At 64.0% G+C, this 16233-nt stretch carries 16 protein-coding genes and 1 tRNA gene; 6 read left to right on the plus strand and 11 right to left on the minus strand.

Annotation, left to right across the window (positions count from 1 at the left end; genetic code table 11):
* Positions 1–184 precede the first annotated feature (184 nt).
* Positions 185–664: an Lrp/AsnC family transcriptional regulator gene (locus XH93_RS07635; protein WP_139480895.1), complete on the plus strand. Its 480-nt coding sequence runs from the start codon at positions 185–187 to the stop codon at positions 662–664.
* Between the two features lie 6 nt (positions 665–670).
* Here the strand turns inward: XH93_RS07635 and XH93_RS07640 are convergent, their stop codons facing one another.
* The 7 genes from XH93_RS07640 to XH93_RS07670 form a co-directional block, all read right to left on the minus strand.
* The gene (locus XH93_RS07640) at positions 671–1135 is read right to left on the minus strand and encodes a DoxX family protein (RefSeq protein WP_371814941.1); all 465 of its coding nucleotides are present in this window, start codon (positions 1133–1135) and stop codon (positions 671–673) included.
* Between the two features lie 231 nt (positions 1136–1366).
* Positions 1367–1771: a DoxX family protein gene (locus XH93_RS07645; RefSeq protein ID WP_139480981.1), complete on the minus strand. Its 405-nt coding sequence runs from the start codon at positions 1769–1771 to the stop codon at positions 1367–1369.
* Positions 1772–1874: 103 nt separating this feature from the next.
* Entirely contained in the window at positions 1875–2279 is a 405-nt protein-coding gene (locus XH93_RS07650) for a DoxX family protein (RefSeq protein ID WP_139480894.1), read from the minus strand.
* A gap of 174 nt (positions 2280–2453) precedes the next feature.
* Positions 2454–2927: a transcription elongation factor GreA gene (gene greA, locus XH93_RS07655; protein ID WP_139480892.1), complete on the minus strand. Its 474-nt coding sequence runs from the start codon at positions 2925–2927 to the stop codon at positions 2454–2456.
* Between the two features lie 193 nt (positions 2928–3120).
* The gene (gene carB, locus XH93_RS07660) at positions 3121–6585 is read right to left on the minus strand and encodes a carbamoyl-phosphate synthase large subunit (RefSeq protein ID WP_194473031.1); all 3465 of its coding nucleotides are present in this window, start codon (positions 6583–6585) and stop codon (positions 3121–3123) included.
* A 368-nt stretch (positions 6586–6953) separates the two neighbouring features.
* Positions 6954–7029: transfer RNA gene (locus XH93_RS07665), tRNA-OTHER, on the minus strand.
* Positions 7030–7106: 77 nt separating this feature from the next.
* Positions 7107–7796 (minus strand): class I SAM-dependent methyltransferase, encoded by a 690-nt coding sequence (locus XH93_RS07670; RefSeq protein WP_194473032.1) that lies wholly within the window; start codon positions 7794–7796, stop codon positions 7107–7109.
* Positions 7797–7921: 125 nt separating this feature from the next.
* Between XH93_RS07670 and XH93_RS07675 the strand changes: the two genes are divergently transcribed.
* Positions 7922–8455 carry a Dps family protein gene (locus XH93_RS07675; RefSeq protein ID WP_139480887.1) on the plus strand — a complete coding sequence of 178 codons (534 nt, stop codon included), beginning with the start codon at positions 7922–7924 and terminating at the stop codon, positions 8453–8455.
* Between the two features lie 340 nt (positions 8456–8795).
* On the opposite strand, the gene XH93_RS07680 is transcribed toward XH93_RS07675, so the two are convergent.
* From XH93_RS07680 to carA, 4 genes are all read right to left on the minus strand, one after another.
* Positions 8796–9347 (minus strand): cupin domain-containing protein, encoded by a 552-nt coding sequence (locus tag XH93_RS07680; protein WP_194473033.1) that lies wholly within the window; start codon positions 9345–9347, stop codon positions 8796–8798.
* Positions 9348–9415: 68 nt separating this feature from the next.
* Entirely contained in the window at positions 9416–10519 is a 1104-nt protein-coding gene (locus XH93_RS07685; RefSeq protein ID WP_194473034.1) for a mandelate racemase/muconate lactonizing enzyme family protein, read from the minus strand.
* A 125-nt stretch (positions 10520–10644) separates the two neighbouring features.
* Positions 10645–11139, minus strand: a complete 495-nt coding sequence (locus tag XH93_RS07690; RefSeq protein ID WP_194473035.1) for a PaaI family thioesterase — start codon at positions 11137–11139, stop codon at positions 10645–10647.
* 109 nt (positions 11140–11248) lie between these two features.
* Positions 11249–12442 carry a glutamine-hydrolyzing carbamoyl-phosphate synthase small subunit gene (carA, locus tag XH93_RS07695; protein ID WP_194473036.1) on the minus strand — a complete coding sequence of 398 codons (1194 nt, stop codon included), beginning with the start codon at positions 12440–12442 and terminating at the stop codon, positions 11249–11251.
* 159 nt (positions 12443–12601) lie between these two features.
* Here carA and XH93_RS07700 point away from each other — a divergent pair, with 159 nt between their 5' ends.
* The 4 genes from XH93_RS07700 (at position 12602) to XH93_RS07715 (ending at position 16158) form a co-directional block, all read left to right on the plus strand.
* On the plus strand, positions 12602–13303 hold the full coding sequence (locus XH93_RS07700) for an alpha/beta fold hydrolase (protein WP_194473037.1): 702 nt from the start codon (positions 12602–12604) through the stop codon (positions 13301–13303).
* 57 nt (positions 13304–13360) lie between these two features.
* Positions 13361–13816: a GatB/YqeY domain-containing protein gene (locus XH93_RS07705; protein ID WP_194473038.1), complete on the plus strand. Its 456-nt coding sequence runs from the start codon at positions 13361–13363 to the stop codon at positions 13814–13816.
* Positions 13817–14044: 228 nt separating this feature from the next.
* Positions 14045–15655 (plus strand): acyl-CoA synthetase, encoded by a 1611-nt coding sequence (locus XH93_RS07710; RefSeq protein ID WP_194473039.1) that lies wholly within the window; start codon positions 14045–14047, stop codon positions 15653–15655.
* Positions 15656–15687: 32 nt separating this feature from the next.
* On the plus strand, positions 15688–16158 hold the full coding sequence (locus XH93_RS07715) for a MarR family winged helix-turn-helix transcriptional regulator (protein ID WP_139480996.1): 471 nt from the start codon (positions 15688–15690) through the stop codon (positions 16156–16158).
* Positions 16159–16233 lie beyond the last annotated feature (75 nt).

Genomic DNA, 16233 nt, shown 5'->3' on the forward strand with positions numbered 1-16233 from the left:
GGATATCTGGATAGCTATGCAAGATTTGCAATCCATCTCAGCGATTTTTCCCCGGAACTGAAGGTCACAATCGCGAAATCGTGCGCTGCACGCGCAATAAAATTGCGCAACGCGCGCCGCCTGCGCTATGAGAGTTGCGGGCGGACTTGCCAAGTCTGCAAACTTTCTAGGGAACTGTAGTCGCGTGTCGAAGAGCCTTGACGAGATCGACCTCAAAATCCTGGCCGAAATCCAGGCCGATGGCCGAATCACCAATGTGGAACTGGCCAAACGGGTCGGCATCTCGCCGCCACCCTGCCTGCGCAGGGTCAGGGCGCTGGAGGAGGAAGGCTACATCCAGGGCTATCGCGGCCTGCTCGATCCGCGCCGGCTCGGCTTCGACGTCACGGTGTTTGCCGCGGTGCATCTATCGAGCCAGGCCGACGCCGATCTGCGCGCCTTCGAAAACTTCGTGCGCGCCGAGCCGCTGGTGCGGGAATGCTGGATGCTGTCGGGCGAGGTCGATTTCATCCTCAAATGCGTCGCGCCCGACATGGCGACCTTCCAGGATTTTGTCACCCACCTGACCGCCGCTCCGCATGTGCGCAATGTGCGGACCTCGCTGGTGCTGCACAACTCGAAATACGAAGCCGCGGTGCCGCTCGATCTGAAGGCGGCGGGCTGACGCGCGCTATTCAGCAGCGGCCTGCCTGACGCGCCGCTGCTCCTCATCACGCGAGTAGCGCAACTTGCCAATCGCAGCATCGACGCTGACCGGTCCGCCGCCGGCGACCGACAGATAGAGACAGGCGAAGCAGAACAGGATCGCTGCGGTTCCGCCATTGACGAGCGGCAGAAACACCGGCTCTCCGGTCTTGAACATGTGGCCGAGGAAATAGGCGAAGGCCATTTCGCCCGCCAGGATGAACGCCGAAATCCGGGTGAGCAGACCTATCATCAACAATGCGCCGAGCACGAGTTCGAGCGCGCCGGCGGTGACAATCAATGGAGGCGGATTGGCGAAATAGGCGAGCGCCGGAAACTTGAAGACTTTTGCGATGCCATACTGGAACAGAAGCAGACCCGTAATGCACCTGAACAGGCTCAATATGAAGGGCCGATAGGTTACGGGAAGAGGATCCAGGTTCATGTTCATCGTGCTCTCCACCACCGACCATCCCCGCGGTCAACGACAGCGGCGATGTTTGGTTCAACGATCAGCAGATCGCAGAGGCGCGACACGCTAACGAGTTCGTGAGCGTTGAAAATAGATCCGTATCGTCAAGCATTGGAACTTGGCCCGACGGTGGTTGTGGTGCGCCTCGCGAGACGGATGGATCGGCCGGAAATTCCGAGGCGCCTGCGTGACCCGCTACACGGTGCCGCGCTACAGCCTCCGCTTCCATCGCAGCAGGGCGTCGATGCTGAGCGGCCCGCCGCCGGCCGAGGCCAGATAGAGGCAGGCAAAGCAGAAAATGATGGGAAGGCTTCCCTCGTTACGCAACGGAAAGAAGCTCACTGGCGCGTGCTCAATAAAATAGGCGAATGCCATTTCACCGGAGAGGATGAAGGCGACGCTCCGGGTCAACAGGCCCAGCATCAGCATTCCGCCGAGCACCAGCTCGAACATGCCTGCGACCCCCCACAGCGAGAACGGCGTCACCTCGGCGAACATCTCGACATGCGGAAACTTGAACAGCTTGGCGACACCGAACTGGAAGAGCAACAGCCCGGTGATGAAGCGGAGAACGCTCAGCAAATAGGGCCGAGCGGTTGCGCCGAGGCGATCCATGTCCATGTTGCCCTCCGAATAAAAATGCGCGCCGATGCCGGCGCGCATTATGGAGAACGTGGCGACGCTGTCACGCCCCCCGCGTGCGATTCCTTCCGGAGCGCTATGCGGTCTTGCCTTCGCGGATCGCGTCCAAGCTCAACGGGCCCGGGCCGGCGAACACGAAATAGAGGAAGACAAAGCAGTAGACCGCGGCGAGCTCGCCGCCGTTCAGGATCGGATAGAAGCCCTTGCCCGCATGTGCCATGAAATAGGCGACCGCGGTAAAGCCCGAAAGGATGAAGGCCACCGGCCGCGTGAACAGGCCGATAATAAACAGGGCGCCGCCGACAAGCTCGATCAATCCACCGACGCCCATCAGCGAGCCGATTTCGACGTTGGCGAACATCGGAACGGTCGGAAAATGGAGAATTTTTGCGGTGCCGTGCTGGAGCAGGCTGAGACCGACGTAGATACGAAGGATGCTGAGAAGGCTGGGCGAATACCGCGCGGCCAATGTGCTGATCATGTTGCTTAAGTCCCCAGATGGTTATGCTATATAATCATTCCAGGCGGATTAATTAACAAGTTAGGCAGTTTTGCCAACTCACGATTGTGTCAGCGGGTGGGAAGGAATGCCGCACTATGCAAAAGAGCCGCGTTGGAAAACGCGGCTCTTTTGCAGCACAAAATTAGGAGAAATCTACCGCCACTCGACCTTGGTGATCTCGTAGGCCTTGGCGCCGCCCGGCGCCATCACTTCCACTGTGGCGCCCTTGGCTTTTCCGATCAGCGCGCGCGCAAGCGGCGAGGTGATGGAGATGCGTCCCTTCTTGGCGTCGGCCTCGACCTCGCCGACGATCTGCCACACCGCCTTCTTCTCGGTGTCCTCGTCGATCAGCGTGACGGTGGCGCCGAACTTGATGGTGTCGCCGGAGAGCTTCGAGATGTCGATGACGTCGGCGCGCGCGAGCTTGTCCTCGAGCTCGGCGATGCGGCCCTCGTTGTGCGACTGCTCTTCCTTCGCGGCGTGATACTCGGCATTTTCCGAAAGGTCGCCGTGCGAGCGCGCCTCCGCGATGTGTTCGATGATGCGCGGACGATCCACCGATTGGCGATGCTTCAACTCGTCAGTCAGCGCGGCGTATCCACCGGCAGTCATCGGAACCTTATCCATCATCTTCGGTCCTTCATCGCGCACGCCGCCGGCGTGCACGAGTATTTGGTTCGGTTTACGCAGGATCAGGGCACAAGCGTGCCCGGAGCCCAGTGATTTTCGGCCCCGCTAAGGGCCGTGACAACATCTAAGCGCGCGGTGAGTTCCAGCCATTCGGCTAATTGACCGCTTCGGGCTTCAGCCCGGGAAGCGGTCAGCTCTCGGAAAAGTAACTCTGAAGCGTGCGGACCTCAAGGTCCCCGTCCCGATAGGCCCGGATCCCCTGCGCGGCCGCCACCGCGCCGGAAAGAGTGGTGTAATACGGCACTTTATGCAAGAGGGCAGCCCGCCGCAGCGAACGGCTGTCGGCCAGCGCCTGCGGACCTTCGGTGGTATTGAAGACCAGCTGGACGTCGCCATTGGTGATGGCGTCGACGATATGCGGCCGTCCTTCGAGCACCTTGTTCACCTTCTCGGTCGGCACGCCGTTGTCGCTGAGGTAGCGCTGGGTGCCTGACGTCGCCATCACCTTGAAGCCGAGCGAGTGCAGCAGCCGCACCGCATCCGCGATGCGGATCTTGTCGTCGCCGCGCACCGACACGAACACCGTGCCACGGCGCGGCACCCGCGTGCCGCCGCCGAGCTGGCTCTTCGCGAACGCGACCTCGAACGAACGGTCGATGCCCATCACCTCGCCGGTCGAGCGCATCTCCGGTCCGAGCACGGTGTCGACGCCGGGGAAGCGCGCGAACGGGAAGACCGATTCCTTGACGCCGACATGGCCGAGCTGCTTCTTCCGCAGCTTGAAATCGGCGAGCTTCTCGCCGGCCATGATCCTGGCCGCGATCTTGGCGACCGGCGTGCCGACCACCTTGGCGACGAACGGCACCGTGCGCGAGGCGCGCGGGTTGACCTCGAGCACGTAGATCTCGCCGTCCTTGATGGCGTATTGCACGTTCATCAGGCCGACCACGTCGAGGCCGAGCGCAAGCTCACGCGTCTGCCGCTCCAGCTCCTCGATGGTGCTGGCGTCGAGCGAATGCGGCGGCAGCGAGCAGGCCGAGTCGCCGGAGTGGATGCCGGCTTCCTCGATGTGCTCCATGATGCCGACGATGAAGGTGTCCTTGCCGTCGGACAGACAGTCGACGTCGACCTCGGTGGCGTCGGACAGATAGCGGTCGAACAGCAGCGGATTCTTGCCAAGCACGGTATTGATCTGCCCGGTCTTGTCGTTCGGGTAGCGTGCCTTGATGTCGGCCGGCACCAGCTCGGGCAGCGTGCCCAAGAGGTAATCGTTGAGCTGGTTCTCCTCGCGGATGATCTGCATCGCGCGGCCGCCGAGCACGTAGGACGGGCGCACCACCAGCGGCAGGCCGAGATCGGCGGACACCAGGCGCGCCTGCTCGACCGAATAGGCGATGCCGTTCTTCGGCTGCTTGAGGCGCAGCTTGTCGAGCACGCGCTTGAAGCGGTCGCGGTCCTCGGCGAGATCGATCGCATCGGGCGAGGTGCCGAGGATCGGCACCTCCGCAGCTTCCAGCGCGCGCGCCAGCTTCAGCGGGGTCTGGCCGCCGAACTGCACGATCACACCGTGCAGCGTGCCGTTCTTGCGCTCGGTCGCGATGATCTCCAGCACGTCCTCGGCGGTGAGCGGCTCGAAATACAGCCGGTCGGCGGTGTCGTAGTCGGTCGACACCGTCTCCGGATTGCAGTTGATCATGATGGTCTCATAGCCGGCGTCGTCGAGTGCGAAGCAGGCATGGCAGCAGCAATAATCGAACTCGATGCCCTGGCCGATGCGGTTCGGTCCGCCGCCGAGGATGATCACCTTCTTGCGGTCCGACGGCGCGCTCTCATCGGCGAGCTCGCCCGCGAACGGGCGCTCATAGGTCGAGTACATGTAGGCGGTCGGCGAGGCGAATTCCGCCGCGCAGGTGTCGATGCGCTTGAACACCGGGCGCACGCCGAGCGCGTGACGCCTGGCGGCGACGTCGGCCTCGGTGGTCTCCGTGAGCACGGCGAGCCGCGCATCGGAGAAGCCCATGGCCTTCAGCGTCCGCATTCCGAACCCGTTCGGCGGCAGGCCGTTGCTGCGGACCTTGTCCTCCATCTCGACGATGGCGCGCATCTCGGCGAGGAACCAGGGGTCGATCTTGCAGGAGTTGAAGATTTCCTCGTTGGTCCAGCCGAGCCGCATCGCTTGTGCGACCTGCAGGATGCGGTTCGGCGTGGGCGTGCCCAGTGCGGCGCGGATCGCGTTCTTGTCGTCGCCGCGGCCGAGGCCTTCAATATCGATCTCGTCGAGGCCGGTCAGGCCGGTCTCGAGCCCGCGCAGCGCCTTCTGCAGGCTTTCCTGGAAGGTGCGGCCGATCGCCATCACTTCGCCGACCGACTTCATCGACGTGGTCAGCGTCGAGGACGCGCCGGGGAATTTCTCGAACGCAAAGCGCGGAATTTTGGTGACGACGTAGTCGATGGTCGGCTCGAACGAGGCCGGGGTGGCGCCGCCGGTGATGTCGTTGGCGATTTCGTCGAGCGTGTAGCCGACCGCGAGCTTGGCCGCGACCTTGGCAATCGGGAAGCCGGTGGCTTTCGACGCCAGCGCCGAGGAGCGCGACACGCGCGGATTCATCTCGATCACGACCATGCGGCCGTCGACCGGATTGATGCCGAACTGGACGTTGGAGCCGCCGGTCTCGACCCCGATCTCGCGCAGCACCGCAATCGATGCGTCGCGCATGATCTGGTATTCCTTGTCGGTCAGGGTCAGGGCCGGCGCGATGGTGATGGAATCGCCGGTATGCACGCCCATCGGATCGAGGTTCTCGATCGAGCAGATGATGATGCAATTGTCCTTCTTGTCGCGCACCACCTCCATCTCGTACTCTTTCCAGCCGAGCACGCTTTCCTCGATCAGCACCTCGTTGGTCGGCGAGGCGTCGAGCCCGCGTTCGATGATGTCGAGGAACTCTTCCTTGTTGTAGGCAATGCCGCCGCCGGTGCCGCCCATGGTGAAGGAGGGTCGGATGATCGCGGGCAGGCCGATCTCGGACAGCGCCATCAGCGCCTCGCCGAACGCGTGCTCCTGATAGCGTTTGCGGCGCTCGTTCTCGCCGAGCGTCCACTGCCGCTCGAGTTCTTCCAGCGCCTCGCCGGACAGCTTCTCCCGCTCGGCAAGGTACTTGTCGCGGTAGGACTTCTTCAGCGCCGAGGCGTTGGCGAGCCGCGATTTCGGCGTCTCCAGTCCGATCTTGGTCATCGCCTCGCGGAAGAGCTGGCGGTCTTCGGCCTTGTCGATCGCGTCTGCGGTGGCGCCGATCATCTCGACGTCGAACTTGTCGAGTGTGCCCTGGCGGCGCAGCGACAGCGCGCAGTTCAGCGCGGTCTGGCCGCCCATGGTCGGCAGCAGCGCAAAGCCGCCCGGAATGACGTTGCGCTCCTTCTCGATGATCTTGCCGACGATCTCGGGCGTGATCGGCTCGATGTAGGTGGCGTCCGCCAGCTCCGGATCGGTCATGATCGTGGCCGGATTGGAATTGACCAGGACGACCCGGTAGCCCTCTTCCTTCAGAGCCTTCACCGCCTGCGTGCCGGAATAGTCGAATTCGCAGGCCTGGCCGATCACGATGGGACCGGCGCCGATGATCAGGATGGTGGAGATGTCAGTTCTTTTGGGCATCAGCTCTCGCGGACTGGAATTTAGGCACAAAAAAAGGGCGCGCTGGTCGCGCGTCCCTCGGGGCCATGCGCTACGCTTGTAGCGCCGGAAGCGCGATCCCTCGCGCGCGGGTGGTCTTTAGACCAGTTTCCGCACCCGCGAAACCCCCAAAAGCGCCGAATCGACAGCGTTTCTGGGGGAAATTCCGCATTGGGCGAGTGCCGGATTGGGGGGCTGGAGAGGGCCCTGCGGGCTCCGCCGTGGCGGCTCTCGCGACCAGAGGGCTTGCCGGACCGAAGCTTGCGAACCGCGCGAAGGCCCGCCTACGCTGTTCGAGCTGCGGCGGGGCAGGCTGGCTTGCCAAGCCGAAGCGGCGACGCCGCGAAGGCTGGAGGCCCGGCCTGGATTTGAACCAGGATACTCAGTGTTGCACCACTGCCGCGTCGACGCTTCCGCCACCGGGCCGAGCGGATCATTGCTGATTATTTCCGCAGCGGCCATCTATCATTTTGATTAACGTTAACCTGTGTTGCAACCTCTGATCAGTGGTGCGCGACGAAGGTCATTCGCCACGGATTGTGCCCGATGTTGCGCGGCGCGAGCGTGGCGCTGAAGCCGGCGGCGCCGAGCTTTGCGATCATCTCGTCCTTGCCGTAGCGCTGCAGGCCGACCTTGTTGCGGAGCTGCCGGTAGTCGGACAGGGCGGTCGAGATCAGCCCGATCAGCGCATCGCGCAGGAAGCCGTGACGCGCTGCGAAGCCGAGCAGCGCAAGCACGTCCCTGACCATGCCGACCTCGGGGCGCAGGATGTCGCCGAGCACGAAGCGGCCCGACGGCTTCAGCAGGCGGTGGATCACGTCGAACGCGGAGTCGAGCTCCTGCGGCGTCATGTATTGCGCCACCGAGTTCATCACGACGAGGTCGATTGAATCAGCCTCCATCTGCTTCAGCTCATCGAGCGAGCGCACCCGGATCTTGGTGTTGGGCGCAAAGCGCGCGACCAGCCGGCCGCGCACCCCGGGCGCGGGCTCGGCGAGATAGAGCCGTGCGCAGGCATCGGCAACCTTGGCGGCCGACAGCGCCTCGCCGCAGGCATAGTCCAGCACCACGGCATCGGGCGAGGCGATGTAGCCGATGATGTCGCGCGCGATGACTTCAAAATGCAGGTCGCGGTGCAGCCGGCTTGCATAGATCGTATGCGTGGAATCGTAATAGTCGATCCATTCATCCATCGCGTTAGGTATCCGGTAGAACAGGGGTTCCTGAGCGCAGGAACCGGTGATTGGGGTGATGCGTTAGCGGTCCGGCAGCCAGCATCAATGCGCCGATAGTCCGGTTCCTAACAGGAAGGTTCACCGTGAGCAAAGCCAACAACAAATCCAGCAAGATTTCCTCTGATCTCGACACGCCGAGCGATCTGCCGCAGGCCGCGGTGGACACGGTTTCGGCCTCGCTCAACACGCTTCTGGCCGACGCTTTCGCGCTCTACCTCAAGACCAAGAATTTCCACTGGCACGTCAGCGGCCGGCATTTCCATGATTACCATCTGTTGCTGGACGAACAGTCGGACGCAATCTTCGCCACCACTGACCAGCTCGCGGAGCGGGTGCGCAAGCTCGGCGGCGCCACGCTGAAGTCGATCGGCGATATCGCCAGGCACCAGACCATCAAGGACAATGACGAGGACTACGTCCCGCCGCGCGAGATGCTGCGCGAACTGATGGAAGACAACAAGCACATGGCCGCCGCGATGCGCAAGGCGCACAAGGTCGCCGACGATCACGAGGATTCCGGCACCGCGGGTCTTTTGGAAACCTTCATCGACGAGACCGAGCGCCGCACCTGGTTCCTGTTCGAGGCTAGCCGCCAGGAAGGCAGCAACGCGGCGTAGAATTCACCCTCTCCCCTTGTGGGAGAGGGTGGCGCCGAAGGCGCCGGGTGAGGGGTATGTCTCCGCGGATAGAAACCCCTCATCCGTCGCGGACTGCGTCCGCGCCACCTTCTCCCACAAGGGGAGAAGGGAAGATCGTCAATCCGCGGAAATGCCGTTCCCGGATTGCGCTGCGCTCCATCCAGGGCTACGAATTTGTACAACTTCGGAATATTGGAATATTACCCCTGACTTGCCCGACGTGTCAAGTCGCCTTCTCGAGCCGCGGTAGCCGGCGGCAGCCGCCGGCTACTTTGCATGGGGTTGTTTTCGCCATATTGGAATCCGGCCCCCTGTGTGCTCACGGGCCGCGGCTTTCGCCGGGCCGACGGACTTGCTTCCACAGCCGCACCAGCGGGCCGTCCTTGCCCATCACCGGATCGGTCGCGGGGATTGCGACCAGCGGAATCGTCTTCAGCGCCCTCGCGTGGTTCTCCGGCGTCGGCCGCTGCAGATCCATCGGCGGTCCCGGCGGATAGGCGCCGACCACGGAAAAATCGCCGCTCGCCGACAGGCATTGATGCCCGGTGCCCGCGGGGAGGATCGCGACGTCGCCGGCCGCGATCTCCAGTGCCCGCCCGTGCGCGCCGCCGAACTGCACGCGGGCGCTGCCGCGGGCGACGCCGAGCACCTCATGCACGGTGGCGTGATAATGCGCATAGTCGTAGACGCCGTTGCGCCACATCGCACCCCAGCCATGGCTGCCGAACAGCCGCTCGATCGTGGCTTCGGGATCTTTGCCGACGTCGACCGCGCCCTTGTAGACCAGGAACGGCATCGGATTGTTCGGTACCAGGCCGTCGTCCTGAAACACGATGGTCAGGGGACTGCTATCGGCACGGACGACGGACATGGCAGCTCTCCGGCGTTTGAACGAACTGATCTTCGCACAGACCAAATCGCCTGTCCGAAGGCCGGTTCCTACTGAATCCTGAACTTCAGCACCTCGTCCTTGAATCTCAGCCCATGCCCCGGCCGCTCCGGCGCCGTGATCATGCCGCCACTGATCTCGGGCGGATCGACCCAGAGATCGTCGATCAGCGCCATGTTCTCGCACCAGATGCCGTTCGGGATCGAGGCCAACAGGTGCACGTTCAGTTCGGGAAACAGATGCGGTGCGATGGTGACGCCCCAGGTGTCGGCAAGCGCCGCGATCTTGCGCAGGTCGGTCATGCCGCCGCGCATCGGGTCGGGCTGCAGGATCGGCAGGCAGGGATTGAGGAAGAACGGCCGCAGATCATAACGCGTGAAATGGGTCTCGCCGCCGACGACGCGCATGTCGAGCGCGGCGGCGATGCGCTGATAGCCGGCGAAGTCATCGGCCGGCACCGGCTCCTCGAGCCAGTAGATGTCGTACTTTTCGAACTTGCGTCCCATCTCGATGGCGAGATCGGCGCTCCATCCCATGTTGACGTCGATCATGATGTCGATGTCGGGGCCGAGCGCCTCGCGCATGCGGCGCACATTGTCGAGGTCCTGCGCGGGTGTGTGGACATGCGCGACCTGCATCTTGATCGCCTTGTAGCCTTGTTTGACGAAATGCAGCGCCTTCTCGATCATGCCGTCGCCGCCGGCGCCGCGGAAGCAGCCGGAGCCGTAAACCGGGATTTGCGAGCGATAGTGCCCCCACAGCCGGTGCAGCGGCAGGCCGGCGCGCTTGCCGACCACGTCCCATAGCGCGATGTCGAGCGCGGACATCGCCATCGCGGCGATGCCGCCGCGGCCATAGGTCATCGTCGCGGTCCAGAGGTCGCGCCAGATCGCTTCGATGGCGGTGGCGTCCTTGCCCTTGACGCGCGGGATGATGCATTCGTCGAGGCAGGCGGCGATCGACTTCATCGCCGGGCGGAACACGAAGAGATATCCCATGCCGGTGATGCCGCCGGCGGTCTCGACGTCGCAAATCAGGATGTCGCGGGTGTCGCCGAGCGCTGCGCCCTTCAGCCAGGGATCGTCGGCCCAGGGCAGGCGCAGCATCGTCACGCTGATGTCACGGATGGTCATGTCCGGATTGGCTGAAGTCATCGCGCGTCTCCCTGTCACTGCCGGATCATGTTGGCCTGATCTCGGACAGCGAAAGTCAACCACACAACGCCGGCGCTGATCCAGCGCACGGCGTCATGCCACCAATGCGCGCGGACGTGATGGCCTCAGGTTTTCGGCAGCTCGAACACCAGGCAGGTCGTGGTCGCGTGCGCGACCAGCTTGCCCTTGGTATCGGTGATGCGGGCCTCCGCGGTCGCGACGCGGCGGCCGGCGTTGAGCACCTTTCCCTCGGTGCGAATGGTGCCGGTGTCCTTGCTCATGCCGCGGACGAAGGAGATCTTGAACTCCAGCGTGGTGTAGCCAAAGCCCTGCGGCAGCGTGCTCTGCACCGCAAGCCCCATCGCGGAATCCAAGAGGATCGCGGCATAGCCGCCATGCACCGAGCCGATCGGGTTGTAATGGCGCAGGCCCGGCACGCTGCGGATCACCACATGGCCCGCGCCGGCCGTGCAGTCGAACGGCTCGACATTCTCCATGATCGGCGGCTCCGGCAGCGTGCGGGCGAAGATGCCGCGCACGAAGTCGAGCCCCGACATCGAGGCCATTACCGCCATCGAGGCGACGCCGTATTCGACCTTCCGGGCGGGGCTATCGGTCATTGGAAAAAGTCTCCGTCATTGCGAGCGGAGCGAAGCAATCCATCTCCCCGCATTTGCGGAACGACGGATTGCTTCGTCGCTTCGCTCCTCGCAATGACGAGGCGCGAGCTTACGCCGTGCTCTTCTTCTGCCGCATCAGATCGGCAAAACGCTGGAACAGATAGTGCGAGTCGCGCGGGCCCGGCGAGGCCTCGGGGTGGTACTGCACCGAGAACACCGGCCGGCCCTCGAGCGCGATGCCGCAATTGGAGCCGTCGAACAGCGAGACGTGGGTCTGCGTCGCGCCGGAAGGCAGCGTCGCCTGGTCGACCGCAAAGCCGTGGTTCATCGAGGTGATCTCGACCTTGCCGGTGGTCTCGTCCTTGACCGGATGATTGGCGCCGTGATGGCCCTGATGCATCTTCATGGTTTTGGCGCCGACGGCGAGGCCGAGCATCTGGTGGCCGAGGCAGATGCCGAAGGTCGGTGTGCCGGAATCGATCACCTGCTGGATCACCGGCACGGCATATTTGCCGGTCGCGGCCGGATCGCCGGGGCCGTTCGACAGGAAGACGCCGTCCGGCTTCATCGCCAGGATGTCCTCGGCCGAGGTCGTTGCCGGCACCACGGTCACCTTGGCGCCGACGCCGGCCAAGAGGCGCAGGATGTTGCGCTTGATGCCGTAGTCGATCGCGACCACGTTGAATTCCGGCGCGGTCTGCTGGCCAAAACCCTTGCCCCACACCCAGGGCGTCTCGTCCCAGGTGAAGCGCTGGCCGGAGGTGACCATCGGCACGAGGTCCATGCCCTCGAGGCCGGGCCATTCGCGCGCCTCTTCCTTCAGCCCGTGCAGGTCGAACGCGCCGCTCTTGGCATGCGCGATCACTGCGTTGGGCATGCCCTTGGAGCGGATCAGCGCGGTCAGCGCGCGGGTGTCGATGCCGGACAGGCCGATGATGCCGCGGGCCCGCAGCCACTGGTCGAGATGGCGGGTGGCGCGGTAGTTCGAGGGATCCGTGATCGCCGAACGCAGGATCACGCCGCGCGCGCCCGGCGTCGCGGCCATGTTCACCGTCTCGATGTCGTCCTCGTTGGTGCCGACATTGCCGATATGCGGGAAGGTGAAGGTGATGATCTGGCCGGCATAGGACGGATCGGTGAGGATCTCCTCATAGCCGGTCATCGCGGTGTTGAAGCAGACCTCGCCGACGGCGTGGCCTTCGGCGCCGAGGCCAAAGCCTTCCAGCACGGTGCCATCGGCGAGCACAAGGAGCGCGGTCGGTTTGTGGTCCGGCCAGGCGGGAGCGTTTTCGGATGTTGTCATGAGCGCTTTAAATAGCCGCCGCACCCTGTGGCGTCAAAGCGAAAGGGCGCGGATTCACACGGCAATGCCGGCCGATTTGACAGGCCGGATCGGCCTTTTAATCTAAAGTTCCCTTTGCAGGCGGTTTGCTTGCCGAAAATGACCGGGTCCGGAGCGTCCATGGACAACACAATGCCGATCCTGCTGGTCCCTGGCGTCATCTGCTCGCCGCGGATTTTTGCCCCCGTGATCCCCGCGCTGTGGCGGTTCGGGCCGGTGACGGTCGCCAACCACGTCCGCGACGACAATATGGGGGCGATCGCCCGCCGCATCCTGGCCGAGGCGCCGCCGCGCTTTGCGCTCGCCGGCCACTCGATGGGCGGCTACATCGCCTTCGAGATCATGCGCCAGGCGCCGGACCGGGTCGCCAAACTGGCGCTGATGAGCACCCAGGCGCGGGCCGACACGCCGGAGGCGACGGCGCGCCGCCGCGGCATGATCGAGCGCGCCAAAACCGGCCAGTACCGCAGCGTGGTCGACGAGTTGTATCCGGGCTTCGTGCACCCGTCGCGGCAGAGCGACGCAAGTCTGCGCCAGATCGTCGACGATATGAGCGAGGACGTCGGCGCCGAGGCTTTTGTCCGCCAGCAGACCGCGGTGCTGAGCCGGCCGGATTCGCGGCCGAGCATGGCCTGGATCAAGTGTCCGACCCTGGTGCTGACATCGGATACCGACAACACCGTGCCGAATGCGCTGTCGGACGAGATGGCCAACGGGATTCCCGGCGCGAAGCTCGTGGTGCTGTCCAATTGCGGTCACCTGCCGCAGCTGGAACAGCCGAAGGCCTGCGCCGACGCGCTGGTTGAATGGTTGCGGAACTAGTTGTTCTCGCGCGGCAAACTGCCTACATGAGGGGATTACCGGTTCAAGGACATCAGGATGCTGCGCGACGACATCAATAATGCGGTCAAGGACGCGATGAAGGCGAAGGACGAGCGCAAGCTCTCCACCCTGCGCATGGTCAATTCGACCATCAAGAACGCCGACATCGATGCGCGCGGGCAGGGCAAGCCGCCGCTTTCGGACGCCGATCTGCTCGGCCTGTTGCAGAAGATGATCAAGCAGCGCCAGGAATCCGTCGAGCTCTACGACAAGGGCGGCCGCGCCGAGCTTGCCGCCCAGGAGCGCGAGGAGATCGCGGTGATCTCGGCCTATCTGCCGAAGCAGATGTCCGACGACGAAGTGAAGGCCGCGATCTCCGCCATCGTCGCCGAGACCGGCGCCGCCGGCATCAAGGACATGGGCAAGGTGATCGGGGCGCTGAAGGCCAAATACGCCGGCCAGATGGATTTCGCCAAGGCCAGCGGCCTGGTGAAGGCGGCGCTATCGGCCTGATCCTTGTAGCCCGGATGCAGCGAAGCGAAATCCGGGTAAAGGCGTTCCGCTCGGCGAGATCCCCGGATTACGCTTCGCTCCATCCGGGCTACGCATTCGATGGACATCACCTTCTTCGTCATGCCCGGGCTTGTCCCGGGCATCCACGTCTTTAGACTGGCGTCCAATCAAGGATGTGGATGGCCGGGTCATGCCCGGCCATGACGAGGGACGGAAGCGACGCGCGCCATGCTCAAGGAAGCCGCTACCTACGACGAGCTCTACCGCAACTTCCGCTGGGAGATTCCGGAACGCTTCAACATCGCGACCGCCTGCTGCGACCGTCATGCCGATGGCACCGGCCGGCTCGCGCTGATCTATGTCGACGAGGACGGCGGCATCGCCCGCACCTCGTTCGACGAGGTTGCGGACGCCTCGCGCCGCTTCGCCAATGTGCTTGCGGCCGACGGCATCGTTCGCGGCGATCGCGTCGCGGTGTTCCTGTCGCAATCGCTCGAGCTGCCGGTCGCGCATTTTGCAGCCTACCGCGCGGGCATGATCTCGATCCCGCTGTTTGCACTGTTCGGCGAGGATGCGCTCGAATTCCGCCTGTCGAACTCGGCCGCCAAGGCCGTCGTCACCGACGCAGCCGGCTGGGAGAAGCTGGCAAAGATCCGCGATCGCCTGCCCGAGCTGAAGCGCGTCTACATCGTCGGCGAGGAGGTGCCGGCCGGCACGACATCGTTCTGGGACGCGATCCGATCGGCATCGCCCGAGTTTGCGACCGTCGACACCTCGGCCGACGACCCGGCGCTGATCATCTACACCTCGGGCACGACAGGAAATCCAAAAGGTGCGCTGCACGCGCACCGCGTCGTGCTCGGCCATCTGCCCAATGTCGAGATGTGTCACAACTTCCTGCCGCGGCCGGGCGATCTGATGTGGACGCCGGCCGACTGGGCCTGGATCGGCGGCCTGATCAACGGCCTGTTCGCGTTCTGGTACCACGGCATTCCGATGGTTGGACATCGCGCGCGCAAATTCGAGCCGCAGGCGGCGATGCAGATGATGGCCGAGCTCGGCATCCGCAACGTGTTCCTGCCGCCGACCGCGCTCAAATTGATGCGGCAGGCCAATGTGAAAAATCCGGGCGTCAAGTTGCGCAGCATCTTCACCGGCGGCGAGTCGCTCGGCGGCGAATTGTTGGGCTGGGTGCGCGACACTTTTGGCATCGATGCCCATGAGGTGTTCGGCCAGACCGAATGCAATCTCGTGATCGGCAGCAACTCCAATCTGTTTCCGATCCGCCCGGGCGCGATGGGCCGCGCCACGCCGGGCTTCGACGTGCGCGTTGTCAACGACAGAGGCGAGGAATTGCCGCGCGGCGAGCGCGGCATCATCGGCGTGCGCCAGCCATGCCCCTGCACCATGATCGAATACTGGCGCAATCCCGACGCGACCGCGAAGAAATATGCCGGGGAATTCCTGCTTACCGGCGATCTCGGCGTGCAGGATGCCGACGGCTATTTCTGGTACGTCAGCCGCGAGGACGACGTCATCACCACCGCCGGCTATCGCGTCGGCCCGTCCGAGATCGAGCACACCTTGATGAAGCATCCGGCGGTGGCGATGTCCGCCGTCGTCGGCATTCCCGATCCGATCAGGACGGAATCGATCAAGGCCTGGATCGTGCTGCGCCCGGGCTACGCGCCGAGCGATGCGCTGGCCCGCGAAATTCAGGAGTTCGTCAAGGTGCAGCTCGCCGCCCACGAATACCCGCGCTTCGTGCAGTTCGCCGAGACCTTGCCGATGACGGCGACCGGCAAGGTGCTGCGGCGCGAGCTGCGGGCGTTGGGGTAGATTATCTCCGGCAGGTTCGACACGATACGCACATGCAAAAAACCGCCTCTCAGGCCCCGGGCCTGCACCGCGCCTCGCTCAAAAAACTCCACGACCTCGATGCTGCGCTGGAGCTGATGTATTACGGCTGGCGCGGGATGACGCTAGAGGCGGACCGGTATCTTGCCACGCTCGGCCTGTCGCGCCCGCACCATCGCATTCTCTACGTCGTTGCGCGGCGGCCTGACATCTCGATCGGCGCGCTGATCGAGGTGCTCGGGATTTCCAAGCAAGCCTTGAACCGGCCGCTTGGTCTGTTGCTGGAGCGCAAGCTGCTGGCGTCGAAGCGCTCGCCCGAGCAGCATCGCTCCAAATTGCTGCGCCTGACCGAGGCCGGGCAACGCATCGAACAGCGCGCGTCGGGCTACGAGCGCAAAGTGCTTCGTGAGGCGTTCGATCGTGCCGGCGCGCCCGGCGCCGCGGCTTGGATGAAAGTCATGGAAGCCATCGCCGACAACAACTAGTCGTCTCATGTCAACATAGTTGACGTCAGGATTTGACCATGCCAGTGTTCTCCGCGGTGATGCCGGGGAGGGCGA

This window comes from Bradyrhizobium sp. CCBAU 51753, assembly GCF_015291565.1.
GTDB lineage: Bacteria > Pseudomonadota > Alphaproteobacteria > Rhizobiales > Xanthobacteraceae > Bradyrhizobium > Bradyrhizobium ivorense.